This is a genomic window from Sphingopyxis sp. Q841 (assembly GCF_052384365.1).
Lineage (GTDB): Bacteria > Pseudomonadota > Alphaproteobacteria > Sphingomonadales > Sphingomonadaceae > Sphingopyxis > Sphingopyxis terrae_A.
Map to the genome: position 1 here is coordinate 42,845 of NZ_JBQSUM010000003.1, position 26,894 is coordinate 69,738.

General features: G+C 66.6%; 27 protein-coding genes. 9 read left to right on the forward strand and 18 right to left on the reverse strand.

Annotated features, from left to right (window positions below; translation table 11 throughout):
- Nucleotides 1-65: 65 nt before the first annotated feature.
- Nucleotides 66-1,499: an NAD-dependent succinate-semialdehyde dehydrogenase gene (locus ACT17R_RS15575; RefSeq protein ID WP_058811182.1), complete on the forward strand. Its 1,434-nt coding sequence runs from the start codon at nucleotides 66-68 to the stop codon at nucleotides 1,497-1,499.
- A gap of 112 nt (nucleotides 1,500-1,611) precedes the next feature.
- Here ACT17R_RS15575 and ACT17R_RS15580 read toward each other — a convergent pair whose 3' ends face one another.
- The gene (locus ACT17R_RS15580; RefSeq protein ID WP_234181117.1) at nucleotides 1,612-2,379 is read right to left on the reverse strand and encodes an SDR family oxidoreductase; all 768 of its coding nucleotides are present in this window, start codon (nucleotides 2,377-2,379) and stop codon (nucleotides 1,612-1,614) included.
- A complete protein-coding gene (locus tag ACT17R_RS15585; RefSeq protein ID WP_062901036.1) occupies nucleotides 2,376-2,747 on the reverse strand; it encodes a dihydroneopterin aldolase in 372 nt (123 codons plus the stop codon). Before ACT17R_RS15585 ends, ACT17R_RS15580 begins: the two co-directional genes overlap by 4 nt.
- Nucleotides 2,748-2,855: 108 nt before the next feature.
- Between ACT17R_RS15585 and ACT17R_RS15590 the strand changes: the two genes are divergently transcribed.
- Nucleotides 2,856-3,341 (forward strand): GNAT family N-acetyltransferase, encoded by a 486-nt coding sequence (locus ACT17R_RS15590; protein ID WP_444809784.1) that lies wholly within the window; start codon nucleotides 2,856-2,858, stop codon nucleotides 3,339-3,341.
- A gap of 29 nt (nucleotides 3,342-3,370) precedes the next feature.
- Here the strand turns inward: ACT17R_RS15590 and ACT17R_RS15595 are convergent, their stop codons facing one another.
- The 5 genes from ACT17R_RS15595 to proB form a co-directional block, all read right to left on the reverse strand.
- The gene (locus ACT17R_RS15595) at nucleotides 3,371-4,513 is read right to left on the reverse strand and encodes an MBL fold metallo-hydrolase (protein ID WP_444809785.1); all 1,143 of its coding nucleotides are present in this window, start codon (nucleotides 4,511-4,513) and stop codon (nucleotides 3,371-3,373) included.
- A gap of 3 nt (nucleotides 4,514-4,516) precedes the next feature.
- Complete coding sequence (locus tag ACT17R_RS15600) at nucleotides 4,517-5,149, reverse strand: DUF1013 domain-containing protein (protein WP_040589884.1); 633 nt, start codon at nucleotides 5,147-5,149, stop codon at nucleotides 4,517-4,519.
- A 187-nt stretch (nucleotides 5,150-5,336) separates the two neighbouring features.
- Entirely contained in the window at nucleotides 5,337-7,325 is a 1,989-nt protein-coding gene (gene sppA, locus ACT17R_RS15605) for a signal peptide peptidase SppA (RefSeq protein WP_263588216.1), read from the reverse strand.
- Nucleotides 7,326-7,403: 78 nt separating this feature from the next.
- Nucleotides 7,404-8,303, reverse strand: a complete 900-nt coding sequence (locus tag ACT17R_RS15610; RefSeq protein ID WP_186401164.1) for an NAD-dependent epimerase/dehydratase family protein — start codon at nucleotides 8,301-8,303, stop codon at nucleotides 7,404-7,406.
- A gap of 29 nt (nucleotides 8,304-8,332) precedes the next feature.
- Nucleotides 8,333-9,436: a glutamate 5-kinase gene (proB, locus tag ACT17R_RS15615; RefSeq protein WP_444809786.1), complete on the reverse strand. Its 1,104-nt coding sequence runs from the start codon at nucleotides 9,434-9,436 to the stop codon at nucleotides 8,333-8,335.
- 148 nt (nucleotides 9,437-9,584) lie between these two features.
- Here proB and ACT17R_RS15620 point away from each other — a divergent pair, with 148 nt between their 5' ends.
- From ACT17R_RS15620 to ACT17R_RS15630, 3 genes are all read left to right on the forward strand, one after another.
- Nucleotides 9,585-9,848 (forward strand): helix-turn-helix transcriptional regulator, encoded by a 264-nt coding sequence (locus ACT17R_RS15620; RefSeq protein WP_444809787.1) that lies wholly within the window; start codon nucleotides 9,585-9,587, stop codon nucleotides 9,846-9,848.
- Nucleotides 9,849-9,908: 60 nt separating this feature from the next.
- Nucleotides 9,909-10,736 (forward strand): hypothetical protein, encoded by an 828-nt coding sequence (locus ACT17R_RS15625; protein WP_186401161.1) that lies wholly within the window; start codon nucleotides 9,909-9,911, stop codon nucleotides 10,734-10,736.
- A 62-nt stretch (nucleotides 10,737-10,798) separates the two neighbouring features.
- Nucleotides 10,799-11,164, forward strand: a complete 366-nt coding sequence (locus tag ACT17R_RS15630) for a hypothetical protein (protein WP_202988397.1) — start codon at nucleotides 10,799-10,801, stop codon at nucleotides 11,162-11,164.
- Between the two features lie 97 nt (nucleotides 11,165-11,261).
- Here ACT17R_RS15630 and ACT17R_RS15635 read toward each other — a convergent pair whose 3' ends face one another.
- The 5 genes from ACT17R_RS15635 to ACT17R_RS15655 form a co-directional block, all read right to left on the reverse strand.
- The gene (locus tag ACT17R_RS15635) at nucleotides 11,262-12,077 is read right to left on the reverse strand and encodes a MipA/OmpV family protein (protein WP_444809788.1); all 816 of its coding nucleotides are present in this window, start codon (nucleotides 12,075-12,077) and stop codon (nucleotides 11,262-11,264) included.
- Nucleotides 12,078-12,148: 71 nt separating this feature from the next.
- Nucleotides 12,149-13,198, reverse strand: a complete 1,050-nt coding sequence (gene obgE, locus ACT17R_RS15640; RefSeq protein ID WP_003042868.1) for a GTPase ObgE — start codon at nucleotides 13,196-13,198, stop codon at nucleotides 12,149-12,151.
- A 96-nt stretch (nucleotides 13,199-13,294) separates the two neighbouring features.
- The gene (locus tag ACT17R_RS15645; protein WP_058811189.1) at nucleotides 13,295-13,699 is read right to left on the reverse strand and encodes a hypothetical protein; all 405 of its coding nucleotides are present in this window, start codon (nucleotides 13,697-13,699) and stop codon (nucleotides 13,295-13,297) included.
- Nucleotides 13,675-14,493 (reverse strand): DUF1295 domain-containing protein, encoded by an 819-nt coding sequence (locus tag ACT17R_RS15650; RefSeq protein ID WP_444809789.1) that lies wholly within the window; start codon nucleotides 14,491-14,493, stop codon nucleotides 13,675-13,677. Before ACT17R_RS15650 ends, ACT17R_RS15645 begins: the two co-directional genes overlap by 25 nt.
- Entirely contained in the window at nucleotides 14,490-15,149 is a 660-nt protein-coding gene (locus ACT17R_RS15655; RefSeq protein ID WP_234181101.1) for a lysophospholipid acyltransferase family protein, read from the reverse strand. The genes ACT17R_RS15650 and ACT17R_RS15655 overlap by 4 nt, the downstream gene beginning before the upstream one ends.
- Before the next feature lie 113 nt (nucleotides 15,150-15,262).
- On the opposite strand from ACT17R_RS15655, the gene ACT17R_RS15660 reads away from it, so the two are divergent.
- From ACT17R_RS15660 to ACT17R_RS15670, 3 genes are all read left to right on the forward strand, one after another.
- Nucleotides 15,263-16,675 (forward strand): M20/M25/M40 family metallo-hydrolase, encoded by a 1,413-nt coding sequence (locus ACT17R_RS15660; protein ID WP_062901025.1) that lies wholly within the window; start codon nucleotides 15,263-15,265, stop codon nucleotides 16,673-16,675.
- A gap of 70 nt (nucleotides 16,676-16,745) precedes the next feature.
- On the forward strand, nucleotides 16,746-19,040 hold the full coding sequence (gene parC, locus ACT17R_RS15665; RefSeq protein ID WP_444809790.1) for a DNA topoisomerase IV subunit A: 2,295 nt from the start codon (nucleotides 16,746-16,748) through the stop codon (nucleotides 19,038-19,040).
- Nucleotides 19,041-19,164: 124 nt separating this feature from the next.
- A complete protein-coding gene (locus ACT17R_RS15670; protein ID WP_062901023.1) occupies nucleotides 19,165-20,805 on the forward strand; it encodes a putative bifunctional diguanylate cyclase/phosphodiesterase in 1,641 nt (546 codons plus the stop codon).
- On the opposite strand, the gene ACT17R_RS15675 is transcribed toward ACT17R_RS15670, so the two are convergent.
- From ACT17R_RS15675 to ACT17R_RS15690, 4 genes are all read right to left on the reverse strand, one after another.
- Nucleotides 20,778-21,971, reverse strand: coding sequence for a CCA tRNA nucleotidyltransferase (locus tag ACT17R_RS15675; RefSeq protein WP_444809791.1), 1,194 nt, complete (start codon nucleotides 21,969-21,971; stop codon nucleotides 20,778-20,780). The genes ACT17R_RS15670 and ACT17R_RS15675 overlap by 28 nt on opposite strands.
- A gap of 13 nt (nucleotides 21,972-21,984) precedes the next feature.
- Nucleotides 21,985-22,575 carry a CoA pyrophosphatase gene (locus ACT17R_RS15680; protein ID WP_186401155.1) on the reverse strand — a complete coding sequence of 197 codons (591 nt, stop codon included), beginning with the start codon at nucleotides 22,573-22,575 and terminating at the stop codon, nucleotides 21,985-21,987.
- Nucleotides 22,575-23,159 carry a DUF1285 domain-containing protein gene (locus ACT17R_RS15685; protein ID WP_444809792.1) on the reverse strand — a complete coding sequence of 195 codons (585 nt, stop codon included), beginning with the start codon at nucleotides 23,157-23,159 and terminating at the stop codon, nucleotides 22,575-22,577. Before ACT17R_RS15685 ends, ACT17R_RS15680 begins: the two co-directional genes overlap by 1 nt.
- Nucleotides 23,160-23,249: 90 nt before the next feature.
- The gene (locus tag ACT17R_RS15690; protein WP_003042843.1) at nucleotides 23,250-23,531 is read right to left on the reverse strand and encodes a hypothetical protein; all 282 of its coding nucleotides are present in this window, start codon (nucleotides 23,529-23,531) and stop codon (nucleotides 23,250-23,252) included.
- Nucleotides 23,532-23,662: 131 nt separating this feature from the next.
- Between ACT17R_RS15690 and ACT17R_RS15695 the strand changes: the two genes are divergently transcribed.
- Entirely contained in the window at nucleotides 23,663-24,820 is a 1,158-nt protein-coding gene (locus ACT17R_RS15695; RefSeq protein WP_444809793.1) for a DUF481 domain-containing protein, read from the forward strand.
- Here the strand turns inward: ACT17R_RS15695 and ACT17R_RS15700 are convergent.
- The gene (locus ACT17R_RS15700) at nucleotides 24,817-25,275 is read right to left on the reverse strand and encodes a VOC family protein (protein WP_444809794.1); all 459 of its coding nucleotides are present in this window, start codon (nucleotides 25,273-25,275) and stop codon (nucleotides 24,817-24,819) included. The genes ACT17R_RS15695 and ACT17R_RS15700 overlap by 4 nt on opposite strands.
- A complete protein-coding gene (locus ACT17R_RS15705) occupies nucleotides 25,272-26,807 on the reverse strand; it encodes a M20/M25/M40 family metallo-hydrolase (protein ID WP_444809795.1) in 1,536 nt (511 codons plus the stop codon). The genes ACT17R_RS15700 and ACT17R_RS15705 overlap by 4 nt, the downstream gene beginning before the upstream one ends.
- Between the last annotated feature and the right edge of the window lie 87 nt (nucleotides 26,808-26,894).

Here is a 26,894-nt window from a genome sequence, read left to right on the forward strand (position 1 = left end):
TGGGCGCCATCTGATGACCCTCCATTTCCCGTTCGATGCGAACGGATCAGACAGGAAATTGCCCAATGACCGCGACCTACGACGCCGACCTCCAGCTTTTCATCGACGGTGCCTGGCGGAGCGGCGAAGGGCGCGAGGCGCGGCCGGTCTATAACCCCGCGACCGCGGCGACGATCGCCGAGCTGCCGGTGGCGACCGCGGCCGACCTCGACGAAGCGCTTGCCGCCGCCGCGCGCGGCTGGCCGGTCTGGCGCGCCAAGACCCCTGACGAGCGCGCCGCGCTGATGCGCAAGGCTGCCGGACTGATCCGCGAACGCGCCGACCATATCGCGACCTTGCTCACGCTCGAACAGGGCAAGCCGATCGCCGAAGCGCGCGGCGAAGTGCTTTCGGCCTCGTCGTTGCTCGAATATTTTGCCGAACAGGGCAAGCGGATCGAGGGCCGCGTCGTGCAGCGTCCGGCGGGTCAGCGCGCGATGGTGCTGAAACAGCCCGTCGGTCCGGTCGCGGCGTTCAGCCCGTGGAATTTTCCTGTCAATCTGATGATCAAGAAGGTCGCGCCAGCGCTCGCTGCGGGCTGTGTCGTGATCGCTAAGGCGCCCGAGGAAACGCCGGGCTGCACCAGCGCGATCATGCGCTGCCTTGCCGATGCGGGCATCCCCGGAGATGTGGTCCAGCTCGTCTATGGCAATCCCGACATGATCAGCCGCCACCTGCTCGGCAGCGAGGTGATCCGCAAGGTCAGCTTCACCGGATCGACCGCGGTCGGCAAGCATCTGATGAAGCTCGCCGCCGACCGGGTGCAGCGCATCACAATGGAGCTCGGCGGACACGCCCCGGTGCTGGTGTTCGACGATTGCGACCTTGAAACGACGCTCGACCGCGTCGTGACGCAGAAGTTCCGCAACGCCGGCCAGGTCTGCGTCTCGCCGACGCGCTTCTATGTGCAGGACGGCATCTACGACGCCTTCGTGAAGGGCTTTGCCGAACGCACCGCGCGCGTGAAGATCGGCAGCGGGCTCGACGCCGGCACCCAGATGGGACCGCTCGCCAACGCGCGCCGCGCCCCCGCGCTGGAGGCGATGATTGCCGATGCGACCGCAAAGGGCGCGCGGGTGATCGCGGGCGGCGCTGCGACGGGCGAGGGCTATTTCTTCCAGCCGACGGCGCTGGCCGACGTTCCGCTCGACGCCGATGCGATGAACAACGAACCTTTTGGCCCGATGGCGCTGATCCGGCCGTTCGCGACCGAAGAAGACGCGCTCGAACAGGCGAACCGGCTGCCCTATGGCCTTGCCGCCTTCGCCTTCACCGAAAACGGCCGCCGCATCAACCGCGTCGCCGACGGCATCGAAAGCGGCATGGTCGGGATCAACAGCTTCGTCATCTCGGCCAATGACATGCCCTTCGGCGGGATCAAGGAGTCGGGCTTCGGCAGCGAGAGCGGACCCGAGGGTCTCGACGGTTATCTGGTCGCCAAGGCGGTGCATATTTACTGAGCGGCCAAAAGCTTCGCGTGTGCTCCCGCGCAGGCGGGAGCCCAGAGCGTCCTGAAGCGAAGCTCGCCTAATCTGGCTATGGGTCCCCGCCTTCGCGGGGACAGGCGGGGCGTCAATCGCGCTCCAGCGCCACGAAATCGCGGCCCAGCGGCGCCAGATGCGCGCCGCCATCGACGAAGATCGTCTGCCCCGTCACCGCCTCGGCGCGGGCAAGCCAGGCGACGGCGTCGGCAATATCGTCCGGGGTCGGCAGCGCGCCGAGCGGCATGCGCGCCGCAAGCCGCGTCATCTGTCCCGCACTGTAATCGTCGGTGGGGAGGGTCAGCCCCGGTGCAACTGCATTGACGCGCGCGCGCGCGCCGAAGGCGACCGCCAGCGTTGCCGTCGCCTGCCACAGCGCCTGCTTCGACAGGCTGTAGGCAAGCTGGTCGGGCACCGGGTTGGCGATGCGCTGGTCCAGGATGTTCACGATCGCGGGACGCCTGCCGCCTTCGTTCGCGGCGACCAGCGCGCGCGCGAGCATCACCGGCGCGTGATGGTTGATCTGCATCGTTTCGGCCAGCGCGGCGCCAGTGAGCGTGTCCCATTCGCCCTCGGGAAACAGCGAGGCGTTGTTGACGAGCAGCACGGGCGCACGGCCGAACTTTGCGGTCACCGCGGGCACCAGCGCATCGACGGCGGCCGGATCGGCGAGATCGGCGGCGAAGCGGTGACATTCGGCGCCCGTCTCGGCCAGCGCCTCGGCCAGCACGGCGTCGGCCTCGCCGGGGCTGCGCTTGTGGATTGCGAGCGCATAACCCTCGCGCGCAAGCCGCGCCGCGATCGCCGCGCCGATCCGGTGCAGACCACCGGTGACGAGCGCGATCGGCGCCGCCGTCATTTGCGCGTCCGGCGCATCGTGATGCCGATCTCTTCGCCGTCCTCGGCGATCGCGAGCTTGACGATCTTCACCTCGACCTCTTCGACCTTTTCGTCCTGCAGGAACAGCGTGTCGATGATATGGTCGGCGACGCTTTCGATCAGCACGAAATGGACGTCCTTGGGCAGTCCCTCGGTCGCCGCGAATTTCAGGTTCATATAGTTTTTGGAGGCGCTGAGCGGGGTTGCCGGGTCATAATGATCGGCCATCACCAAGCGCGCGCGCACCGAAATGCGCAGCGGCTGCGGAAGGTGGGTTTCCTCGGAGTAAATGCCGGTCAGCACATCGACGGTCAGCCCGTCCACTTCCAGCCACAATGTGTCGGTCACAAGAAATTCCTGTCGTACGGGCGCGACATTCGGCTTTCCATTGCCGGTCGGCGACCCTAAAGCGCCGCCGCATTAGCGAAAGGGTGCGCGTTGGTCGAGTTACTTCCATTGTCCGAAATCGAACCGCAGGCGGTCGAGGCGCTCCTCGACGCCGCTTTCGGATCGGACCGCTTTGGACGAACCGCCTATCGCATCCGCCTGGGCATGGATGCAGTTCCCTGCCTCAGCTTCGCCGCCGTCGAGGATGGCGCGCTCGTCGGCACGATTCAGTGCTGGCCGGTCGCGCACCGCGATGTGCAGGGAAGGGCGACGCCGTTGGTGATGGTCGGCCCGGTGGCGGTGCGCCCCGACGTCCAGCGCGGCGGCCACGGCCGGGCGCTTATGGACCATATGCTCGAAGCCGCGCGGACGATGGCCGACGGCGCCCTAATGATGATCGGCGATCCCGAATATTACGGCCGCTTCTTCGGCTTCACCGCGGACGCGACGCGGGCGTGGGACTTGCCCGGCCCCTATGAAAAGCACCGCCTGCTCGCGCTCGCCGTCAACGGTCGCGAGGTGCCCGTCGCTGCGGGGATGATCGGCCCGCGCTGAAGGATCGCGACGCCTCTGTTTGCGGGCGCTTAGGCGACCCCGTGATACCACCACACGCCGCCGCGATCCTCCTTGCGCACGCGGCCTTCGACCTCGAGCCGCTTGAGATGCGCCAGCGCTTCGCCGGTCGCCAGATTCTGGTTGTGGGCGCCGATCGGGCGGTTGAACAGTAGCGGGAAGGTGTCGACCGCGCGCATCGGGGTTTCGGCGACCGCTTCGGCAACCTTGTAGAGCCGCATGCGGTGTTCGTCGCGCAGCGCCATCAGGCGGACGTGCAGCCCGCGAAAGGGCTCGCCATGCGCAGGACAGGTCACGACGTCGGCGGGAACGGTCGCGAGCAGCTTGTCGATCGAGGCGAGCCATTCGCCCAGCGGATCGGCATCGGGTTCGGTGATGTTGACCGACACGTTCGAGCTGATCCGCGGCAGCACCTGATCGCCCGAGATCAGCACGCCTTCGCGCTCGTTCCACAGGCACGCATGTTCGGGGCTGTGGCCCGACCCGGTGACGACGCGCCACATGTGTTTGCCGAAATCGATCCGGTCGCCGTCGGCGATGCGGACATAGCTGCGCGGCAGCGCGAAGATCATGCGCTGAAACATGTTCCAGCCGCCCGCACGCTGGCGCTCGATCGCCTCGTCGTCCCAACCCGCGGCGCGCGACTGGGCCAGCACCTCGTCGGGGGCGACGTCGGAGGAATCGGCGACGATGGCGCGCGCGGTGAGCATTTCGCCGCGCGTCATCCACAGCTTCACCTGCTGCTTCTTCGCGATCCAGCCGGCAAGCCCGATATGGTCGGGGTGCAGATGGGTACCGAACACGCGCGTGATGCGCGTGTCCGCGAGCGGCCCGGCATAGAGTGCTTTCCAGGCGTCCGAACAGATGGTCAGGCAAATGCCCGTATCGACCACCGCCACCCCGTCGGAGCCGTCGGGCGCAGCGTCGTCGAGCAGCCAGCTGTTGATGTGGCCGAGCGAACCCGGCATCGGGATGCGCGCCCAGCTAATGCCATCGGCGATGCGGATCGTTTCTCCGATCCCCGGTGCGGCGTCGCCCCAGGGATAGGTCAGGCCGGCGTGGCTCGTCGCGGTGAAGCTGTCGTCCTGGGTCAGCGACGCGTCCGGCGAACCGCTGGCCGCCGGAATATCATCCTCATCGCCGCCGACCGCCATGCGTCAGGCTTCGTCGTCCGAATGATCCTCTGCCGCGCGTGCTTCGGCGGCGGCGCTGCGCTCGGCGCGCAGTTCCTCGAGCAGCGCCTCGCGGTCGCCTTCGAAGCGGCTGTCTTCGGGGGCTTTGATCCCCGCCTTTTTCGCCGCCTTCGCGACGATCGCGTCGAGTTCGCGCTGCGAGCAGAGACCGAGCGTCACCGGATCCTTGGGCACGATGTTCGCGCTGTTCCAGTGGCTGCGATCGCGGATCGCGCCGATGGTGTTGCGCGTCGTGCCGATCAGCTTGCCGATCGCGCCATCCGACACTTCGGGATGGTTCTTCAGGATCCAGGCGATGCCGTCGGGCTTGTCCTGACGCTTGCTGACCGGCGTGTAGCGCGGGCCGCGGGTGCGGCGGATGGTATCCTGCGCCTGCTTCGTCATCTTGAGCTTGTAGTTCGGGTCGTTCTGGCCCTTTTCAATCTCTTCCATCGACAGTTCGTGGGCGCGAACCGGATCGCGACCGGTATATTTGGTCGCGGCGGTCTCGTCGGCGATCGCCTGCACTTCCAGGATGTGGATGCCGCAATAATCGGCGATCTGCGCAAAGGTCAGGCCGGTGTTGTCGACCAGCCAGGCGGCGGTCGCATGCGGCATCAGCGGGGTGGCATCGGCATTGGCCATGACTGCTTCTCCAAAAGCGGAAATAATAAGGGCCGCCCCTCGCGGGGCGGCCGGACATTGGCCGCGGCTTTATACGCCTTTGCCGATGGCGGCAAGCCCCGGCGATTCGGCGGCGTTTACAGCAATATTGTTTCGATCCGCCCGGCGATGTGCCGCTTCGCTATTTCCAGAGGAACGCCAGCATCCCGATCAGGCCTTTCGCCTCTGCCGAGCCGGCCGGAACGGGCGGCAGATAGGCGCGGCAGTCGAGACAGGCGGCCTGTACCGATCCGCTGCTCGTCAGCATCTGCACATCCTGCACCAGCCGGCGCTCGGCGAGGGTGCGGTTCATTGCCGCAATACCGAACCAGCCACGCGGCGCGAGCGCGGTTTCATCCTGCTCGGCGCCGGTCCAGGCGGCGAGCATCTTCGACCACTCGCTCGGCTCTTCCTCGAAATATTTGGCGTGGAAGGCGCCATCGACCTTGGCAAGCTTCGCCGCGGCCGCGAGCGCGTCGGGCAGGCCGCCGAACTGGTCGACCAGCCCGATCTGGCGCGCGGTGCCGCCAGCCCAGACGCGGCCCTCGGCGATCGCTTCGATCTTTTCGACGGGCTGCTTGCGGCTTTTTGCGACGAGGCCGGTGAAGCGGGCATAGACGTCCTCGACCCCCGCCTGCGCGAGCTGGTTGAACTCCTCGTTGACGCCGCCGAGGATGTCGGGCTGGCCCGACAGCGGCGTCGTGCGGATGCCGTCGGTGGTGACGCCGATCTTGGCGAGCGTCTTGTCGAAGCTCGGCAGGATGCCGAACACGCCGATCGAGCCGGTGATCGTCTCGGGCTCGGCGAAGATGCGGTCGGCGGGGGTTGAAACCCAATAGCCGCCCGAGGCCGCAACATTCGCCATCGAGACGACGATCGGCAGCTTTTTCGCCTTGGCGACGAGCAGCGCCTGGCGGATCTGTTCGGACGCCAGCACCGATCCGCCGGGCGAATCGACGCGCAGCACGATCGCCTTGACCCCGTCGTCCGACGCGGCGTCGAGAATATGTTCAGCGATCGTATCGCCGCCAGCGCTGCCGGGGCGCGCCTTGCCGTCGACGATGGTGCCCACGACGGGAACGACCGCGATCGCGGCGCCCTTGGCTTCGGGCGGGTTCGCGGCGACCCAGTTTTTGAGCGGGATCGCATTATAAGCCCAGGGCTGGCTATCGTCGGGCGCGCCGGCGATTTCGGCGACGCGCTCGCCAAAGGCGAGCCGGCCGCCGATTTTGTCGACCAGGCCGGCGTCGAGCGACGCCTTGCTGAGATCATTGTTCGCAGCCTTCACCACCGCGGCTGGCGTGGCCAGCACCGCGTCGAGCTTTGCCTGCGGCCGCGCCTTCTTCACTTCGGCGAGCCAGGTGTCCCACAGCACCGAGGCGTAGGCCAGATTGGCCTCTTTCGCCTCGGGCGACTGGTCGCTACGCAGATAAGGTTCGACCGCGCTCTTGAAAGTGCCGACGCGATAGATGTTCGCAGTGATGCCGAGCCGGTCCATCAGCCCCTTGTAATAGAGGCGCGATCCGCCGGGACCGGCGACGGCGACGCCACCGATGCTGTCGGTCCATATTTCGCTCGCGTGCGCGGCGAGCTGATAGCTGTCGGTCGTATAGGCGGTGGCGAAGGCGAGCACGGGCTTCTTGGCCGCCCGCACCTTGTCGACCGCGGCGCCGACTTCGGCAAGCGATACCTGTCCGCCGCCGACGAAGCGATCGAGGTCGAGAACGACGGCGCTGACGCGGTCGTCTTTCGCCGCGGTTTCGATAGCGCGGACGACGTCTCGGGTGCGATATTCCTTCATCCGATCGCCGCCCGACACGGCGGCAAAAGGATCGACCTCGGCCGGTTGTTCGCTCAGTACGCCGTCGAGTTCGACGACGAGCGCGCCCTTGCTGACGGGCAGCGACGCATTGGGACGGCCGGAGAGCAGCGCGAACAGCCCGACGAAAAAGAGCAGGAGGAACAGGAGCGCGAGCCCGTCCTTGATCGCGACGAGCAGGTTCCAAACCTTGCGCGGAAAGCTGGTGCCACCGCGCGGCCGGTCGTCGCCCGGCAGCGGGCGGCGAACCGGAATGGCCCAGGGGCCGGCGGAATCGGGGGTCTGGGGCGGCGTGGCGCTGGTGTCGGTCATGCCCCCGTGCCTAATCCGCCCGCCCGGCCTTGGCAATCCAAGCTTCGACGGGCGTCCGACGAAGCCCCACGGGCGACGTCAGAGCCAGCCCTGTTCGCGGTACCAGCGCACCGTTCGGGCCAGTGCCTCATCGGTGGCGAGCGCGGGCTGCCACAGCGCTGTTGGCGGCTGTGTCCCGGCGGCTGCGACCCAGTCGGGATGCGCGATATAGGCGGCGCGGTCGGGAGTCAGCTTGGCGCGATCGCGGCGGACGAGGCGGTCGAGATGCCCGCCCGCCTTGAGCACCGCCGCCGGCACCGACAGCGCCGGCACGTTCGGCCGCCCGATCGCGCGGCCGATAGCCTTGGCAAATTCGCGGTGCGTCCAGCCCCCGTCCTGACCGTCGTCGGGTTCGTAGATGCGGCCGAGGGTCTCGTCATTATCGGCCGTTACCGCCAGCAGGAGGCGCGCAAGTTCGTCGACATAGATCGCCGACATCCGCCCTGGCGGGGGGAGCAGCGCGATGCCGCGGCCCACCATGCGGAACAGGTCGAGCATGTCGGTGTCGCCGGGGCCGAAGACGGCGGGCGGGCGAATGATGGTCCAGTCGAGCGCGCTTTCCATCACCACGGCTTCGGCGCGTTCCTTCGACCAGCCATAGTTGGACAGCGCCGGCTCGCGCGCGGCGAGCGACGAGACATGGACGAAGCGCGCCACCCCCGCATCGCGGGCGGCCGCAACCACATTGGCGGTCGCTATGGCATTGCCCGCCTCGAACGCGGAGCGCGTCGGCACGTTGACGACGCCGGCGATGTGCAGCACCGCATCTGCGCCCGCGATTATTGCGGCCAGGCTGTCGGGCCGGTCGAGCGCGCCGTCGATCCAGTTCACGCCATCGCGCGGTTCTTGCGGCCGCCGCGTCAGCGCGCGCACCTGCCATCCGGCAGCGACCGCCTGCTGCAACGTCGCGCCGCCAACGAACCCGGTCGCGCCGGTCATGGCCAGAACGCGCGGTTGGTCCGGCGCCGTCACAACAGGACCAGATGGTCGCGGTGGACGATTGCCGCACGCGGCGCATAGCCGAGCGCGGCCTCCTGCGCATCGCGGCCGAGGCCGAGGATCATTTGTGCATCGGCCGCGGTATATTCCGACAATCCGCGCGCGATCGTGCGCCCGTCGGGACCGGCGATGTCGAGGATATCGCCGCGTGCAAAGTCACCCGATGCATCGGTCACGCCGGCGGCGAGCAGGCTGGCGCCGCCGGCAAGCGCGCGCACCGCCCCGGCGTCGATCGTCAGCCGTCCCTTGGCGGTTAGCCCGCCCGCGAGCCATGCCTTGCGCGCGCTTGCGCCGCGTTCGGCCGCAAAGAGCGTGTGGCGCGCGTCGGCCGACAGGGGGCGCCCGATCCGCCCCGACGCGATGGCGAGGCTCGCGCCCGCCGAATTGGCGATGCGCGCCGCCGCGATCTTGGATACCATGCCGCCCGACCCCATGCCCGATGCCGATCCGGTGTCGGCCATCGCCTCGATCGTGGCGTCGATGCGGTCGACGCGCGCGATATGCGTCGCGCCGGGTTGCGCCGGGTTGCGATCATAAAGGCCGTCGATGTCGGAGAGCAGGACGACGCCGGCCGCGCCCGCCGCCTGCGCGACGCGCGCCGCGAGCCGGTCGTTGTCGCCGAAGCGGATTTCCTCGGTCGCGACGCTGTCGTTCTCGTTGATGATCGGAACCACACCCAGGGTGAGCAGCCGGTCGAGCGTCGCGGCGGCGTTGAGGTAGCGGCGGCGATGTTCGAGATCGTCGAGCGTAACGAGGATCTGCGCTGCGGTCAGCCCTTCGGCGCCCAGAACCTCGGCCCAAACCTGCGACAGTGCAATCTGACCGGTCGCTGCCGCCGCCTGCGCATCCTCAAGGCTGGCGCGGCCGCCCTTGGCAAGCCCGAGACGGCGGGCGCCGAGCGCAATCGCCCCCGACGACACCACGGCAACCTGCTGCCCGGCGCGGCACCGTGCCGCGATGTCGGCGGCGATCCCGGCCAGCCAGTCGCGCCGCACCGCGCCGCCTTCATCGACGAGCAACGCCGATCCGATCTTGACGATCAGCCGCGGGCAAGAGGCGGGCGCGAACAACATGCGCGCCCGATAGCGCGCCGATGCCTGCGCGCCAACGAAATTAGACTGAGGCGCGCCAACACGTTCCAAGCTGATCGAACGTCCACTTTGGGGTGATGGGTGGACGCCCCCCGGCGGCATCGCGCTCGGTGCCTCGCTGATCGTCACAATGGGCAGCGCGGTCGGCGAAACGCCGGTGGTCGAGATCGACCGCGTCGCGCAATGGTACGGACTGACCCCGACCGAGGCGCGCCTCGCGGTCTGGCTCGCCGGCGGCAAGTCGCTGCAGGACTATGCCGCGCTCCGCGCCGTCAGCCTCAAAGCCGCGCGCTTCACCCTGAAAGGCATCTTCCGCAAGACCGGCGCGACCAGCCAGGCGCAACTCGTCGCGATGCTCGCGCGGCTGCCAACGCTCCAGAGCGGAGAGAATTGAGCTTCTGCAATTGATCCCAATGATTTAGGGTTGGCTGCCCGACAGGAAGGAATCAGGCCGATGCTCTTCCCCCGCCTTCTGCTTGCCGCCGCGCTGTTCGCGCAGACACCCGCGGCCTTCGCCGAACCTGCCGCCGATGCAACGCTGCGCTCGCCCGACGACATCGTCGTCGAGGGCGAGCGGCTGACGCGCGAGGAAGCGAAGAAGCGCGCCAACGCCTTCATCCGCACCCTCGGCGTCGCGCCCGGCATCTATTCCCAGGACAGCGTCGCGCGCTGGACGGTCAGGCTCTGCCCGCGCGCGCTCGGCCTGTCGGATGAACATGCCGCGCTCGTCGAGGGCTGGTTTCGCGACACCGTCCGCTCGAGCGGCGCAAGAATCGCCGACGGCAAATGCGACACAAACGTCCTCCTCCTCTTCGTCGACGACGGCGCGAATTTCATCAAGCTGTTCAAGGCCCGCTATCCGGGCCAGTTCGCCGATATGAGCGGCCCCGACATCCGCGACCTCGTCGAGCTCGATAAGCCGGTGCGCTGGTGGTATTCGGTCCGCCGGACCAGCGGCGGCCTCAGCCTGATCGGGCCGCAAACCCTCCGCAGCATCGAAGGCGCGACAATCGTCATCGACGTCAACGACGCCGAGGGCGCCACGTTGCGCGCGGTGACCGACTATGCCGCCTTCGTCGCGCTGAGCGGCATCCGCATCCGCGCCGAGCCCCAGTCGCAATCGATCCTCGGCCTGTTCGACGACCGCCAAGGCAAGCGCGAACTGACCGAGTGGGACAAACGCTTCCTGACCGCGCTCTACACCATCCCGCACGAACGCAAGGGCCGCTACCAGCGCGGCAGGCTGGTAGGCGCGCTGCTCAAGCCGGACGATAAGGAATAGCGTCTGTTTTGGATGGGAAGCGGACATCTTTCTGTAAACCCTGAGCCACTAGTAAGAACCGCATGGCCCGAAACAAATTTCCTGCTGTCATGCTCTATGCCTTGACCTTACAATGGCATTGGGTGCCTTTCTTGTATGGGGTCTCAGTGCCCGGCCAAATCAGCGCGATTATCTTTGGCGCTTTGTGGTTGATCGCTGCGACGGTCACATATCGTCAGGCCGTGACGTTACCAAATTTCGTGGCCGCCTTCATAGTTCTCTATGCCGTCGATATCAGCGTCACATTATGGATTTTTAGCGCAGACGTCGGCACTCATGCGCGAGATGTGCCTATCGAATGGCAACTCCTTCTCGGTCTAATTCAAAGCTCTATGTTCGCCGCCGCACTCGCGTTGCCAATTTTCGTTCGTCTAATTCGAAGGGTTTAAGCGAACGGCCGCAAACGGTCGTTTCCGGAAAGGTAGCTTTCCGAACGAACTGGCGGTTAGCTGCAGTCCCTGCGGCGTTGGAATTTGTCCGCGCGGCCTAGCGCTTGCCGCCGAAGGTGTAGCTCAGCGCGATCCCGAATGCTGGCTGGTTACGCGAACCGAAGGCGCGGGTGACGGGCGAGTCGGCGGCATCGCCGACGAGGCGGTCGTAGCGCGCAAAGGCCGCGACGCCCCAATTTCGCGTCAACTGGCGCATATAGCCCGCTGTGACGCCGACCGATTGCACGCCGCCCTTGGGATCATAAGCGGGCAGGCCCGAGGCGGCGACATCGGTAGGAGCGACGCCGAAATAGGCGCGGCTATATTTGCTGTCACCGAGCGAGACGCGCGGACCGATCGAAAACAGCCAGTCGTCGCCCTGGCGCGCGACATAATCGGCCCCGACATCGCCGACCCAGCCGCCATGACCGCCGAGGCCCTTGCGCGCTTCGACCCGCACGCGCAGCGCCGGCGTCACCCAGGCTTGGGCGAAGGCGCCCGCTTCGACGGTCAGTCCGACCTTGGGCAGGTTGCCGCCGACGGCTTCGGGCTTGCGCTTGCGGATTATGTTGGCGGTCGGGCCGAAGTCGAATTTCTTGTCGTCGACAAGGTCGAAGCCAAAGCTCTGGTCCGGGGCCTCGAAGGCGAAGTCCTCGCCGGGCTTGGCGCGCGAGAGGTCGACGAAGGGCCCGAGGACGAGCTTTTTCGATCCGGGCGTTTCGGGCCAGAATTGCGGCCCGGCGAAGACGCGGGTGCGCTTGCCGGTCGTTTCGCCTTCGTCCTGCGCGGCGGCCGGGACGGCGGTGAGCGCCGTGGCCGCGGCCAGGCAGAGCGAGAGAGGCGCGTGCAGGGCGCGGGACGCGTGGGGAGGCATGAGGAACTCCTTGTTGTTCCGCGATCAAATGCCCCGCGGACGCGTTTCGTTCCGCGCCGGCCGCCGCGACGTCAAAGCGGCGACCAAGCGCCTTCGTCGTCGGCGTCGTCGCGATGGTCGGCCGCGGGGGCGACCGGGCCGATGGCTTCGAGCAATTTGTCGAGCACCGCACCGACACCTTCGCCGCTGGCGCCCGACAGCGCCATGACCGGATAGCCGCTTGCTTCTTCGAGCTCGGCCTTGAGCGCGGCGATCAATTCCTCGTCGAGCGTATCGACCTTGTTGAGCGCGACGACGACCGGTTTGTCGGTCAACCCCGCGCCATAGGCGTCGAGTTCGTCGCGCACGATGTGATAGCTGGTCGCGACATCGGCATCATTGGCATCGACCAGATGCAGCAGCACGCGGCAGCGTTCGATATGCCCCAGAAAGCGGTCGCCGATCCCCGCGCCATCGGCGGCGCCTTCGATCAGGCCGGGAATATCGGCGATGACGAATTCGCGCCCCTTGTGGCTGACGACGCCGAGTTGCGGCCGCGTCGTCGTAAAGGCATAGGCGCCGACCTTGGCCTGCGCGTTGGAGACGGCGTTGATGAAGGTCGACTTGCCCGCATTGGGCAGCCCGACGAGCCCGGCGTCGGCGAGCAGCTTCAAGCGCAGCCACACCCACATCTCCTCGCCCGGCCAGCCGGGGCCGTGCTGACGCGGCGCGCGATTGGTCGAGCTTTTGTAGCTCGCATTGCCGCGCCCGCCGTCGCCGCCGCGCAGAAAGACGATGCGCTCGCCCTCCTTGGTCAGATCGGCGAGCAAGCTGCGATCTTCGTCGTCGGCCAGGATCTGCGTGCCGATCGGCACCTGGATCACCAGATCGTCGCCGCCCGCGCCGGTGCGATCGCGGCCGGCGCCGGGGGTGCCGCGGCGGGCCTTGAAATGCTGGGTATAGCGAAAGTCGATCAGCGTGTTGAGCCCGCTCACCGCCTCGAAAACAATGTCGCCGCCCTTGCCGCCGTTGCCGCCGTCGGGGCCGCCATATTCGACATATTTCTCACGGCGAAACGAAACGGCGCCGGGGCCGCCGTCGCCGGACTTCACGAAAATCTTTGCCTGATCGAGGAAATGCATCGGCGCTCTTTAGGGCGAAGGGCGGCTTTTGGCTAGGTCGCGATGGCGTCGCTCAATATGCCTCTGCCTTTGCTGCGCGCCGCGATATTTTCCGGCCTATCGCGACGCCCAATAATCGAACGCAATCTGTTGCTGTTCGCGGATGAAACGCGCCGCGGCGGCGCCTTCCCACGGGCCGTCGTAGCCGAGCAACAGCGCAGTGCCGCCGACCCACCAGCCTTGACCGGGCAGCCGGTCGCTCTCGCGCACCACAAGCACGGCGAGATCTGGTTCGCCGTCGAGCGCGCACAGCCGGTCGACCTCGCCCAGCGTCTTGCACAGCGCGCGCATCTTGGGCCGCGTGAACCGGAAGCCCAGGTCGCCGAGTATTTCGGAATAGCTGACGCTGCGTCCGTCGCGCGCCGCGGCGGTCAGGATCGCGCGAATGCGCGGCGCATCGCCCAGCGCGCCGGCATCGGCGGCAGCCGCTTCGCCGCCTAGCCCCTGGTCTTTGGCGGCCAAGGGAAAAAGCCCGAAGTGCGCTGGACATAGTCGGCATAGCCGGGGCGCGTCTTGTGCAGTCCCTTTTCGAGGAGCGCCTTGCCCGACCAGCGCGTCAGGGTGAAGGTCAGGAAGACGGGACCGATGACGCTCGCCGCGGCCGCCCACAGCCCGATGTCGGCGGCGATCAGCCAGATGCCCCACCAGGTCAGCGCATCGCCGAAATAATTGGGGTGCCGCGTATACCGCCACAGGCCGGTGTCGAGCACCTTGCCCTTGTTCGCCGGATTCTTGCGAAAGGCATTGAGCTGCGCGTCGCCGATGCTTTCGAACGCGATACCGGTGAGCGCGGCGGCGACGCCCGCCCAGCCGACAAGGCCAAGCGCCGGCACCGGATCGGCCACGCTGGCCCATATGCCGATCTGCGCGGGCAGGCAGGTGAGGAACAGGAGCGGCGCCTGCGTCAGAAAGACGGTGAGGAGCGCCGTCTGCGCCCAGCTCCAGCCGCGGCGTTCCATCGTGCGCGCCATGATCCGTGTGTAGCGTGGGTCTTCGCCATGCGCGCGCCAGCGCACGAAAAGATGGATCGAGAGGCGCAGCCCCCACAGCGCCGTGAGCGCGAGGATCGCCGCCGCGTGAACGCCTTCGATACCGACCTGGGCCGCGCTTGCGAGTGCCAGCAGCACCATGCCGAAGGCCCAGAAGGCATCGATGAACGAGACGTCGCGGATCGCCACCGCGATACCCCAGAGGACAAGGATCGCCGCGATCAGCGCCGCGAAATTGATCGCCAGAAGCGTCACTATGTCGGTCATCGGCCCCGTGCCTCCTCGCCCTCTGCCTCGGTGTCCTGCGCTTCCTCGTCGCGGCCGACGATATCGTCGATCGACCGGACGGCGCGCTCGGGTATTTTGGGAATACAGCTTTTATAGACGTCGAACACCTTCATCATGTCGGCGCGGAAATCGCCCGTCGGCCAGATCAGCGGCCCCAGGCCGCCGGTCTTGGTGCCATAATCCATCAGGCCGACGACCATCGGCACCTTCGCGGCGAGCGCAATCTGGTAAAAGCCGGTGCGCCACTTTTTCGCCTTGCCCCGCGTCCCTTCGGGCGCGACGGTCAGCATGAACTCGCGCCGCCGCGCAAATTCCTGCACCATCTGCCGTACGACATTGCTGCTGTTCCGGCGATCGACCGCAATCCCGCCCATCTGGCGCATGAAGCCGCCGAGCGGCCATTTGAACAGCGACAGCTTGCCCATGAAATGGGCGCGCACGCCTAGGTCGGCGGTCAGGCCGAGATAGTTGACGAAATCCCAGTTGCTGGTGTGCGGCGCCGCGATGATGATGAAGCGGCGCGGTTCGGGCACCTCGCCCACCGCGGTCCAGCCGCGCAGCCGGTACAGCAGCAATAGCAGGCGGCGCACCGCGCGCGCGACCGGCCCAGGCTGATCGTCTTCGATCGGCGTCACGTCTCTCTCCCCATCCTCAGCGCGACTTGCGCGAAAGCGGCGCCGCGCGCAAGCGGCTTGCAGCGCGCGGCGCTTTCTGCTCCTTTCGCGGCCTGTTCAGGGGAGGCCAACCAATGAAAATCTTGTCCGCCTTGCTGTCGTCGGCGCTGCTCGTCGCCGCGCCCGCCACCGCGCAGCAGACGGCGCCGCGCGCGGACCAGCTCGCCTTTCGCGATCTTTACAAGGAACTGGTCGAAACCGACACCACGCTGTCGGCGGGAAGCTGCACGCTCGCCGCCGAACGCATGGCGGCGCGCCTCAAGACAGCGGGCCTCGGTGACGAACAATTGACGCTGTTCGCGGACCCCGATCATCCGAAGGAGGGCGGCCTTGTCGCCGTCTATCCCGGCACGTCGAAGACCGCCAAGCCGATCCTGCTCATCGCGCATATCGACGTCGTCGAGGCGAAACGTGCGGACTGGGAACGCGACCCGTTCAAGATGGTCGAGGAAAACGGCTATTTCTATGGCCGCGGAACGCTCGACGACAAGGCGCAGGCGGCGATCTGGACCGACATGCTGATCCGCTTCCGCACGGAAGGGTACAAGCCGAAGCGCACCGTCAAGCTGGCACTGACCTGCGGCGAGGAAACCAATGGCGCCTTCAACGGCGCCGAATGGCTGGCGGCGAACAAGCGCGATCTGATCGACGCCGAATTTGCGCTCAATGAAGGCGGCGGCGGCGACAGCGACGGCAAGGGCCATGTGATCGGCCAGTCGGTGCAGGTCGGCGAAAAGACCTTCGCCAACTTCCGCCTCGAAACCCGCAACGCGGGCGGCCACAGCTCGGTGCCGGTGCGCGACAATGCGATCTATCAGCTCGCGCGGGCGCTGACGCGGATCGACGAATATGAATTTCCGGTCGAAATGACCGATACGACACGGCGCTTCTTCAGCGAAGCGGGCGCCGCGCGCGGCGACGAAACGGGCAAGGCGATGGCCGCGCTCGCCGCCGATCCCGCCGACAAGGCGGCAGAGGCGATCGTCAACAAGGATCGGTTCCTCCACGGCAATATCCGCACGACCTGCGTCGCGACCCTGCTCGACGGCGGTCACGCCCCCAATGCGCTGCCGCAGCGGGCGGGCGCCAATATCAACTGCCGCATCTTCCCCGGTCATCCGATCGAGGAGATCAAGGCCGAGCTGGAAAAGGTGATCGGCGACCCCGGCGTTACCGTGACGCAGCTTCCGCCCAAGCGCCCCGCGCCGCCGGCACCGCCGCTCGACCCCAAGGTGATCGGCCCGATGGAAAAGCTCGTCGCGCGCTATTGGCCGGGGCTGAAGGTCATCCCGTCGATGGCGAACGGCTACACCGATGCGACCTTCCTCGGCGCGGTGGGCATCCCGACCTATGGCATTCCCGGCATCTGGGGCGACCCCGATGGCAACGGCGTCCATGGCCTCAACGAAAGGGTCGAAGTGAAGGCGGTCTATGTCGGCCGCGACTTCATGTACGATCTGGTCAAGGCCTATGCCGACAAGCCTTAGGGCCCTGTCCCTACGCGATCCTCCCAAGGCCTTTGCGTTGATGCGCTAGGATTGCTATCGCGCCGCGACAATGGCCAGCACCACCGACGACCTTACGCCTCCTGAACCCGGCAACATCGACACCCCCTTCGGCAGCGCGCTGTCGGAGCGCTATCTGGTATATGCGCTGTCGACGATCACGGCGCGGTCGCTGCCCGACCTGCGCGACGGGCTGAAACCCGTGCATCGCCGCCTCTTGTGGGCGATGCGCGCGATGCGGCTCGACCCGTCGCAGGGCTACAAGAAGTCGGCGCGCGTCGTCGGCGACGTCATCGGTAAATTTCACCCGCACGGCGACACTGCGGTCTATGATGCGATGGTCCGCCTCGCGCAGGATTTTTCGCTGCGCTATCCGCTGGTCGACGGGCAGGGCAATTTCGGCAACATCGACGGCGATAACGCCGCCGCCTATCGTTATACCGAGGCGCGGCTGACGCGCGTCGCGATCGACCTGATGCAGGGGCTCGACGAAGGCACGGTCGATTTCCGTCCGACCTATAACGGCGAAGACGAAGAGCCGGAGATCATGCCCGGCTTGTTCCCCAACCTGCTTGCCAATGGCGCGAGCGGCATTGCAGTGGGCATGGCGACCAACATTCCGCCGCACAACGCCGCCGAGGTGATCGACGCCGCGCTCGTCCTGCTCGATAATCCCAGGGCCGAGCTTGCCGAGTTGCTGACGCACGTGCGCGGCCCCGATTTCCCGACCGGCGGCGTCATCGTCGACAGCGCAGAGACGATTGCCCACGCCTATGAAACCGGACGCGGCAGTTTTCGCGTCCGCGCGCGCTTTTCGACCGGCAAGCAGGACGGCGCGTGGGAGGAGACGGGGATCGAGAAGCAGGCGGGCGGCACATGGCAGCTCGTCATCAGCGAGATTCCCTATGGCGTTTCCAAGGGCAAGCTGATCGAAACGATCGCGCAGCTTATCGCCGACAAGAAGCTGCCGATCCTCGAAGATGTCCGCGACGAAAGCGCCGAGGATATCCGCATCGTGCTGGTGCCCAAGAGCCGCAATGTTGATCCCGACATCCTGAAGGAAAGCCTCTACCGGCTGACCGAGCTCGAAAGCCGCTTCGCGCTCAACCTCAACGTCCTCGATGCGACGCGCACGCCCAAGGTGATGGGGCTGCACCAATTGCTCACCGAATGGCTGCAGCATCAGATCATCGTCCTCGTTCGCCGCGCGGAGCATCGCATCGGCAAGATCGACGATCGGCTGGAACTGGTCGGCGGCTACCTCATCGCCTTCCTGAACCTCGACCGGGTGATCGAGATCATCCGCACCGAGGACGAGCCGAAGGCGGTGATGATGGCCGAATTCGAGCTGACCGACCGGCAGGCCGAGGCGATCCTCAACATGCGCCTGCGCAGCTTGCGCAAGCTTGAGGAAATGGAGCTGAAGCGCGAGCAGGCCGACCTGATCGCCGAGCGCGAAGAGCTGACGAAGCTCGTCGCCAGCAAGGACCGCCAGAAGACGCGGCTGCGCAAGGATCTGGAAAAGCTGAAGGCCGTCTATGGCCTCGACACGCCGCTCGGCGCGCGGCGCACCGCGATCGCCGAAGCCGCGCCGGTGCGCGACATTCCGCTCGACGCGATGATCGAGAAGGAACCGGTGACGGTGATCCTGTCGAAGCGCGGGTGGATTCGCGCTCAGCGCGGCCATGTCGCGGCGGACCAATGGGGCGAGTTCAAGTTCAAGGAAGGCGACGAACTCGCCTTTGCGGTGCATGCCCAGACGACCGACAAGCTGCTCGTCGCCGCGAGCGACGGGCGCTTCTATACCGTAGGCGCCGACAAGCTGCCCGGGGGCCGCGGCTTCGGCGAGCCGCTGCGCCTGATGGTCGACATCGACCCCGACGCCCGCATCGTCGCGCTGATCCCCGCGAGCGCCGACGGCCGGCTGCTGCTCGCTTCGACGAGCGGGCACGGCTTCGTAGCGCAGATGGCCGATGTGATCGCCGAGACGCGCAAGGGCCGCAATGTCGTCAATCTGAAGCCCAGGGCGCACTTGTCGGTCGTCCGCACGATCGCGGCAAACCATGACAGCGTCGCGGTGATCGGCGAGAACCGCAAACTTGTTGTCTTCCCGATTGCCGAAGTGCCGGTGATGGCGCGCGGTCAGGGCGTGATGCTGCAGAAATATCGCGATGGCGGCCTGTCCGACGCGACGAGCTTCGTCTTTGCCGAAGGGCTGAGCTGGACGATGGGCGGCGAGACGGGGCGCGTGCGCACCGAAACCGACCTCGGGCCGTGGCGCGTCGCGCGCAGTGCGTCGGGGCGGATGCCGCCAACCGGCTTCCCGCGTAACAATCGCTTCGACTGATCGCAATTTACGTTGCCGTAAATAGCTTCTTTACCTCCGGTCACTTAGGCATCGACCAATGGGGAAAGGTCGCATCAAACCCTTTATTATGCCAATAGATAGAACCGGTGAAGACCGGCCATCCTTGTTTGTCGGCTGGATCGACGCCTTACCGGTCCCCGCCGCGCTTGTGCGGCCGCTGGCACGCGGCAATTTTCGCCTGCACGCCAGCAACGCCGCCTTCGACCGGCTCGACCTGTCCCCGGCGGGTGTCGAGGCGCCGATCGAACTGCGCCGCGCGATCGAAAAGGCCGCGCAGCATATTGGCGGCGTCCACGAATTTTCCTGCCGCCTGGGCGAAGGCCCGGCGGCGCGCGACCTGCGCGGATCGATCGGTCCGCTGTCGGACGAGAGCGGCGACGATTCGCTGTTCCTGCTGACCCTGATCGACCGGACGCAGGAAATGATGACCGAGCGCAATCTGCGCCGCGAACTTGTTTCCGACAGCCTGACGGGCCTCCCCAACCGCGCCGGGTTCGAGGAGCTGGTCGAACAGCGCAGTGCCGAGCAGGAAGCGGGCGATCACGCCATCCTGCTGCTCGATCTCGCGCGGTTCAGCCGCATCAACGAACATATTGGTCCGCTCGCCGGCGACGAGCTGATCATCACCGTGGCGCGGCGCCTGAAATCGAGCCTGCGCAGCGGCGACATATTGGCGCGCACCGGCGGCGACGAATTCGCCATCTCGACGCGTATCGCTGGCGGCAAGGCCGACGTCCGCGAAATGGCGCGCCGCATCCGTGGCTGCTTTGACCACCCCTTCCGCATCGGCGAGCTGAAGGTCAGCGTCGATTGCGCGCTGGGGTGCGCCATTCAATCCGCGCCCGACACCGATGTCGCCGATCAGATCCGCCACGCGCAGATCGCGCTCAAGCGGGCGAAGCAGACCGACCGCATCGAGATCTACGAACCCGAGGCGGCGCTGCTCGCCGACAATCGCTTCGGGCTCGAAACCGAATTGCGCAACGCGATCGAGGAAGACCGGCTGCACCTCGACTTCCAGCCGCTCGTCGAACTGTCGACCGGCAAGGTCGCGGGCTTCGAGGCGCTGGCGCGCTGGAACAACAGCGCCGGCCGCGCGGTGTCGCCCTCCGAATTCATCCCGGTGGCAGAGGATTCGGGGCTGATCGTCCCGCTCGGCCAATGGGCGATCGCCAAGGCGGCCGAAACGCTCGCCGCGTGGGACCGCGAGAATGATGCCCCGGTCAATTGCTATATCTCGGTCAATGTCTCTGCGATCCAGCTCGTTCGCGACGATGTCGCGGCGGTGGTCCGCGAGGCGCTGGCGCGGCACGGCATTGGCGGCGACCGGCTGATGATCGAACTCACCGAAAGCGCGATCATCGGCGATCCCGACCTGGCGCTGTCGGTGCTGAGCGAACTCAAGGCGGTCGAGGCCCGGGTCGCGATGGACGATTTCGGCACCGGCTATTCGAACCTCGCCTATCTCCAGCGCCTGCCGCTTGACGTCCTCAAGATCGATCGCAGCTTCGTCGACCATATGGTCGAGGACCGCGACAAGGCGGCCATCGTCCGCACGATCCAGAGCCTTGCCGAAGTGCTCGGCATGCGTACCACGGCCGAGGGTGTGGAAACCGCCGACCAGGCGCGCCTGCTTTCGGCGCTCGGCTGCGATTTCGGTCAGGGCTTTCTGTTCGCGCGGCCGATGGATGCCCGCGCGGCGATCGCCTATTGGCGTCAGTCGCTGCTCCGCCCGATCATCTGATCGACCAGCTCCGCGACGCGCGCGGCGTCCGGATAATCCTCCGCCACCCACTGCGCCTCGACGCCTTGCAGGATGCGCGCAACCTCCGGCCCCGCCGCGATGCCGCGTGCAACGATGTCGCCGCCGCGCACCGGAAGCTGCGGCACGGTCCAGCCGTCGAGCGCCGCGACCGCAGCCGCTGCATCACCCTCATTCCCACCGAGCAGCCGCGCGTCGCGCGCCGCCTCGATCCCGATGGCATGGGCAAGCTGACGAACCGGCCGCGCGTCGTGGCGATACGCGCTGATCGCCGACAGATGCTTGCGTTGCCGCGTCGACAGGCGCAGCCGGCTCGCGACCTGATCGGCGATGCCGGCGTCGGCGGGCAACAGCGCGGCGAGCCGCCGCAGCGACGCGGGTGCAGCCGCCGCCGCGCTTTCATTGGCGAGCAAGCGGTCGAGCGCGGTCGCAAACCCCGGATCGAGTTCGGGCAGGATCACCGTGAAGATGCCGTCGGCTGCCATCTGGCCGACGATTGCGCGCGGATCGGGAAGCGACAATATCTTGGTCAACTCGTCGGCGATGCGCTCGCGCGACAGACTCTTGAGCGACTGGCGCGCGGCGGTCACCGCGGCGTGGCTGACGGGTTCGAGGTCGCCGTCCCCGAAACGCGCCGCAAAGCGATAGAAGCGCAGGATGCGCAGATGATCCTCGGCGATCCGGGTTGCTGCATCGCCGATGAAGCGGACGCAGCCGGCCTGCAGATCGGCCAGCCCGCCGAACCAGTCATCGACCGCGCCGGTCAGCGGATCGGCGTAGAGCGCGTTGATCGTGAAGTCGCGCCGCGCCGCATCCTCGCGCCAGTCGTCGGCGAAAGCGATCGTGGCGCGGCGGCCGTCGGTTTCGACATCGCGGCGCAGCGTCGTGATCTCGTGATGATCGCCGCTCGCGATCGCGGTCACCGTGCCGTGCGCGATGCCGGTCGGAATGACCTTGATATCGGCCGCCTCGAGCCGCCGCGTCACCTCTTGCGGCAACAGCGGGGTCGCAAGGTCGATGTCGGTCACGGGCAGGCCAAGCAGCGTATCGCGCACCGCCCCGCCGACGATCTTCACCGCCTCGGCGCCGAGCGCGGCGACGATCCGGCGCAACCCGGCGCGGCCGCGCCACGCGGCATCGGGCAGCATCGTTACCCCCATCTCAGCGATGCCAGCCGGGCGGCAGCCGCCGCGCCAGATTGATGATGATATCCGCCGTCACGCCCCAGATCCGCCGTCCCTGCCAATGCATGTCATAATAGCGGCGCACCTGCCCTTGCCAATGCGCCTGCTGGCGTTCGTAATTGGCGGGATCGAACAGGATGTCGAGCGGCACTTCGAACCAGTCCTCGACCTCGTCGGGATTGGGATCGAGCGGCAGGTCGGGCGGGATGACGCCGAGGACCGGGGTGATGTGATAGCCGCTGCCCGAACGATAGGCGTCGGTCGTCCCGGCGACCGCGACATCGCGGCGGTGCAGGCCGATTTCCTCTTCGGCTTCGCGCAGCGCCGCATCGACCGCATCCGTATCGCCGGGATCGATCTTGCCGCCCGGAAAGGCGACCTGTCCCGCATGGCTGCGCAGCCATTGCGGCCGCTGGGTCAGGATGACGCCGGGGTCGGGCCGGTCGGTGAAGGCGATCAGCACTGCTGCGTCGCGCAGCGAATCGCCGCGATGGAGCAGATAGCCCTCATCTTCGCCATGATCGGGAAGCAGATTGTCGAGCGCATCGCGCAGCTTTGCCGAGAGCATCAGCGGCCCACCAGCGGAAAGCAGGCGCCGTTCGACCAGATTGCAGGCGGATCGCCGCCTTCGGCCAGCGCCATCTCGACAATCTCGTAATAGAGCGCGCGGTCGATGCGCGCCTCCAGCCCGTTGCCGATCGCGCCGCGCACATGGAGCCGCGGGTCGGGCCGGTCGGGGTCGTGTCCGAAGGACAGCGGATGATCGGCGCCCGCCATGACCAGATCGTCGGTGTCGAGACGGAACAGCAGCGTGCGCGCCGCGCCGTCGCCCTCGCTTTTCATCTCGACGGCGCGGAAGGCGGTATCCTCGACGGCAATCGCCAGTTTTTCGGCCGGGGTGACGAGGACATGGCCGCCATCGGGTTCGCGGCGCAGGATGGTCGAAAAAAGCTTCACCATCGCCGGGCGGTTGATCCGGCCGCCTTCATGATACCAGCTGCCATCGGCGCGGATTTCCATCGCGCTGTCGCCCGTACGCGCCGGATGCCAGCTTTCGACCGGCGGCAGTTTGCGCGCCGCGAGCAATTCGGCGGCCTCGGCCGGCGAAAGCTGCGCAAAGGATTTGGGAAGCGAGGGCGCGGGGCTGACCATCAAACCGACATAGGAAGGTGGATGGGCAAGTAAAGGGAACAGTCGCGCGCGGGGTGCTGCGCTGCCAAGATGATGGCATTCATCAGCCGCTTACCGCGGGCGATTCATCACCCAGCTGAACGCCATCGCGTTGAAGATGGTGTAGAGGCCATAAAGCAGCATCGCGGTGAACCAGTTGCGCGTCGCGATCGCCATGGCCCCGACGAGGAGAAGGAATTCGAACACATAAGTGATGTGCGGTCCCACCTTGTCGGCGAGCGGCCGAACCATCTGCTGCACCAGTGGATCGTCGCTTTCCATGAAGGCGCGGTGCATTGCGAAATTGCCCACCCCGGCGCAGAAAATGGCGATGATCGCGATCCACATGCGCATCAAATGGGGCCTAATGGGTGGAAATGCCAGCGGCTTTGCGGTTAAGAGCGGCGGCACGGCTCTACGCCCGATCGGAAAACCGGTCCCGGAGACAAATACCCGGGGCATCCCCATAAGAAGGATCCCGTTCGATGAGACAGTTCGCGCCGCTGCCGGTTGCCATTCTCCTGACCGCTGTCGGCGCGCCGCCGGCGCATGCCGCCGTTGCCGGCCCCGCGCTGCCCGCCGCAACGGTGCCGGCGGTCACGGCGGCGATGGAGGTGCGGCCCTTGCCCTTGCCCGATCCGGTGCGCGCGATGATTGGCGCCGCGATCGACAGCGGCGAGCGCAAGGATGTGGAAACCGTGGTGGCGCTCGCCAAGGCGACCAATCCGCGATCGCTCGATGAAATCGACGCGATCCTCTCGGCCTGGCGTGCGCGAACCAAGCGGGAGCCCGAGCGTGATCCGGTCCTCCAGATGCTGGCCGCCGCCATGGCGAGCAAGAAGGACGACGATGTAGAAGCGGTGGGCGCGCTTGCCAAGAAGACCAGCCCCGCGCAGGTCGCCGACATCGATGCGCTGCTGGTCGACTATCGCGCCAAGCGCGCGGCCGAGAAGCAGGCGGCGGCCGATGCGGCGCGGGCGCGGCTGGCGAGCGCGAAATTCTGGCAGCATTGGAAGGGCGAGGGGCAGATCGGTGCCTCGCACAGCTCGGGCAATTCGAAATCGACCGGGCTCAGCGCCGGCATCGCGCTGGCGCGCAAGGGGCTGGACTGGGATCAGCGCTTCCGCGTTCAGGCCGACTATCAGCGCACCAATGGCAAGACGACGATCGAGAAATATCTTGCCGAATATGAACCGCAAATCCGCATGGGCGACCGTGCCTTTGGCTTTGGCCTGGGCCGGTGGGAGCGCGACCGGATGCAGGGGTTTGATGCGCGTTGGAGCGCGTCGGGGGGGCTTGGCTACAAGCTGATCGACGGCAAGAAGATGACGCTCAATCTGAAGGCCGGCCCGGCATGGCGGCAGACCGAATTGGTGACCGGTGGCCACGAAAGTGAGTTGACCGGGCTCGCGGGGCTCGATTTTGGATGGCAGATGTCGCCGAATCTGCGGCTGACGCAGGTCGCCTCGACGATCGTCGGCGATCGCACGACCACGACCAGTTCGCTGACCGCGCTCAATGCCAAGCTTTCGGGTGCGCTTTCGGCGCGGGTTTCCTATTCGGCCGACATCGACACCCATCCGCCGGCGGGGGTCAAGACGGTCGATACGCTGACCCGCTTCACGCTCGTCTACGGCTTTTAATCGAAGATTTCGGCGCCGCCGATCTCGCGGCCCGCTTCGAGCAGGCCGACGCCGGGGACGTGGTTGAATTCGATGCGGATGCCGTCGGGGTCTTCAAAGAGGATCGAATAATAGCCCGGCGCCCACGGCTCCTCCTGCGGGCCGTGGACGAAGACGATGTCGCTGCGATCCTTCAAAAAGACATAGAGGCGGTCGACGGCGTCCCGATCGCGCATCCGGAAACAGGCATGATGCAGCCCCGGCGCGCCCTGATCGAAGCGTTTGCCCGCATTTTCCGGGCTGCCGGTCCGGATGCCGATCGCGGTGCGGCCGCCGACGCCGTACAGCATCGCGTCGCTGTCGAGCACGACCTTGAGCTCGAGATAGCCGATGAGGTCGCGCCAGAAAGCCGTCGAACGCGCGAAATCGCCGGCGGTCAGGATGACGTGGGCGACCCCGTTGAGATCGCCGATCACTTGATCGCCGCGAGGGTGTAGAGAAATTCGGCGAAGCCCATCGTCGCATCGACCATGCCCGCGACCTTGGGATTGGTCGAATCGATCAGATAATATTCGTTCGGCGCGTGCGCGCCCGACCCGTGACCGATGCCGAAATGGGCGGCGGGGATCGACACGGGCGGCGCGGTGAAGGTCGCGCCCGGCCAGCTTCCCGCCAGACGCGCGTTGATGTTCGCCTTGACGCCCAGCGCCTTGTAGGTGGCAAGCTCGGTACGGACGAGGCGGCTGTCCTCGGCGACTTCGGTCGGATCATAGCCGCCCGACACGTTCATCTCGACATCGGTGAAGCCATGCTTGTCGAGGTGGGCGCGCAGCTTCTTTTCGGCCTCGGCGCGCGTCTGGTTGGGGACGAGGCGGAGGTCGAGCTTCGCGACCGCGCGGCCGGGCAGGATCGTCTTGCCGCCGGGACCGGTGTAGCCCGCGACCAACCCTTCGATATTGACCGTCGGTTCCTGCGCGAGCCGGATCAGCGCATCGTCATATTTGAGGTTGTCGATCCAGACATTGACGCCGAGCGCCTGCTTTTCGGCCGCCTCGTCAGCGCCCTTTGCGGCTTCGCGGATCAGCATCTTTTCGCGCTCGGTAAGCGGACGGACATTTTCGAACCAGCCCTCGATCGCCGGCGTGTTGCCGTCGGGCGTGACGAGCGTCTGGAGCGCCTGCACCAACCGCCACGCCGGCGAATCGAGCATCGCCTTCAGGCTGGAATGAACGTCGCCCTTGGGGCCCCGGCCCCATTTTTCACCGCTGGCGATCAGTTCAAGTTCGATGATGCCCTTCGACCCCAGATTGACATCGACTGCGCCGGTCTTGTCCTGCGAGGCGAAGGGGATGAAAATGCCGTCGCATTTCTTGAGCGCGGCGAGCACGTTCGGTTTGGTTGCGACCTGGCGGAAATGTGGCGATCCGATCTCCTCCTCGCCCTCGCAGATCAGGACGATGTTGACGGGCAATTTCGCCTTGGCAGCGCGGATCGCGTGAAGCGCCGCGAGGAAGGTCGCCTCGGGCCCCTTCTGGTTCACCGCGCCGCGCCCGACGATCGACAGACCAAAGCCCGGCTTGTCGACCATCTTGCCTTCGAGCGGCGGCGACGACCATTCGGCAGGGTCGAACTGTTTCACATCGTACATGAAATAGATGCCAAGGGTGCGCGGCGCGCCGACATCGATGGTGCCGAACACCCCAGGCTGGCCGTCGGTCGGAATGATCTCGACATTTGAAAAGCCCGCGTCCCTCGCAAGTTCGGCCATATAGGCCGCACCTTCGGCCATGTTGCGATTTTCCGCCGCGATCGAGGGCAGGGCGATCCAGTCGCGCAGCCGCTTGACCGACGCCTCCTTGCCGGCCTCGGCCGCCTTGCGGATCGCCGCCATCGGACCATTTGCGGCGAGCGTCGGCAGCGGCCGCATCATCATCGCACCCGCGCCCAGCATCGCTGTACCGCGCAGCAATGCGCGGCGGTCCAATCGGTCAAGCTCCCGGAAATCCATCACGCGTCCCCTTTGCTGTGTATGCCGTGCGGGAGTGTTCTTCAAATTGGAGGGGATGGCAAGGATGCACCGGCGAGGCCCCGATCT

Bases quoted from the DNA above. Each gene is read 5' to 3' on its own strand.
- ACT17R_RS15575 (WP_058811182.1), top strand. From the start codon at position 66: ATGACCGCGACCTACGACGCCGACCTCCAGCTTTTCATCGACGGTGCC.
- ACT17R_RS15580 (WP_234181117.1), bottom strand. From the start codon at position 2,379: ATGACGGCGGCGCCGATCGCGCTCGTCACCGGTGGTCTGCACCGGATC.
- ACT17R_RS15595 (WP_444809785.1), bottom strand. From the start codon at position 4,513: ATGGCGGTCGGCGGCGATGAGGATGATATTCCGGCGGCCAGCGGTTCG.
- ACT17R_RS15600 (WP_040589884.1), bottom strand. From the start codon at position 5,149: ATGCCGCATGCGACCGCCGCCTGGCTGGTCGACAACACCGGCCTGACC.
- sppA (WP_263588216.1), bottom strand. From the start codon at position 7,325: ATGACCGACACCAGCGCCACGCCGCCCCAGACCCCCGATTCCGCCGGC.
- ACT17R_RS15610 (WP_186401164.1), bottom strand. From the start codon at position 8,303: ATGACCGGCGCGACCGGGTTCGTTGGCGGCGCGACGTTGCAGCAGGCG.
- proB (WP_444809786.1), bottom strand. From the start codon at position 9,436: ATGTTGTTCGCGCCCGCCTCTTGCCCGCGGCTGATCGTCAAGATCGGA.
- ACT17R_RS15620 (WP_444809787.1), top strand. From the start codon at position 9,585: ATGGGCAGCGCGGTCGGCGAAACGCCGGTGGTCGAGATCGACCGCGTC.
- ACT17R_RS15625 (WP_186401161.1), top strand. From the start codon at position 9,909: ATGCTCTTCCCCCGCCTTCTGCTTGCCGCCGCGCTGTTCGCGCAGACA.
- ACT17R_RS15630 (WP_202988397.1), top strand. From the start codon at position 10,799: ATGGCCCGAAACAAATTTCCTGCTGTCATGCTCTATGCCTTGACCTTA.
- ACT17R_RS15635 (WP_444809788.1), bottom strand. From the start codon at position 12,077: ATGCCTCCCCACGCGTCCCGCGCCCTGCACGCGCCTCTCTCGCTCTGC.
- obgE (WP_003042868.1), bottom strand. From the start codon at position 13,198: ATGCATTTCCTCGATCAGGCAAAGATTTTCGTGAAGTCCGGCGACGGC.
- ACT17R_RS15650 (WP_444809789.1), bottom strand. From the start codon at position 14,493: ATGACCGACATAGTGACGCTTCTGGCGATCAATTTCGCGGCGCTGATC.
- ACT17R_RS15660 (WP_062901025.1), top strand. From the start codon at position 15,263: ATGAAAATCTTGTCCGCCTTGCTGTCGTCGGCGCTGCTCGTCGCCGCG.
- parC (WP_444809790.1), top strand. From the start codon at position 16,746: ATGGCCAGCACCACCGACGACCTTACGCCTCCTGAACCCGGCAACATC.
- ACT17R_RS15675 (WP_444809791.1), bottom strand. From the start codon at position 21,971: ATGCTGCCCGATGCCGCGTGGCGCGGCCGCGCCGGGTTGCGCCGGATC.
- ACT17R_RS15680 (WP_186401155.1), bottom strand. From the start codon at position 22,575: ATGCTCTCGGCAAAGCTGCGCGATGCGCTCGACAATCTGCTTCCCGAT.
- ACT17R_RS15685 (WP_444809792.1), bottom strand. From the start codon at position 23,159: ATGGTCAGCCCCGCGCCCTCGCTTCCCAAATCCTTTGCGCAGCTTTCG.
- ACT17R_RS15690 (WP_003042843.1), bottom strand. From the start codon at position 23,531: ATGCGCATGTGGATCGCGATCATCGCCATTTTCTGCGCCGGGGTGGGC.
- ACT17R_RS15695 (WP_444809793.1), top strand. From the start codon at position 23,663: ATGAGACAGTTCGCGCCGCTGCCGGTTGCCATTCTCCTGACCGCTGTC.
- ACT17R_RS15705 (WP_444809795.1), bottom strand. From the start codon at position 26,807: ATGGATTTCCGGGAGCTTGACCGATTGGACCGCCGCGCATTGCTGCGC.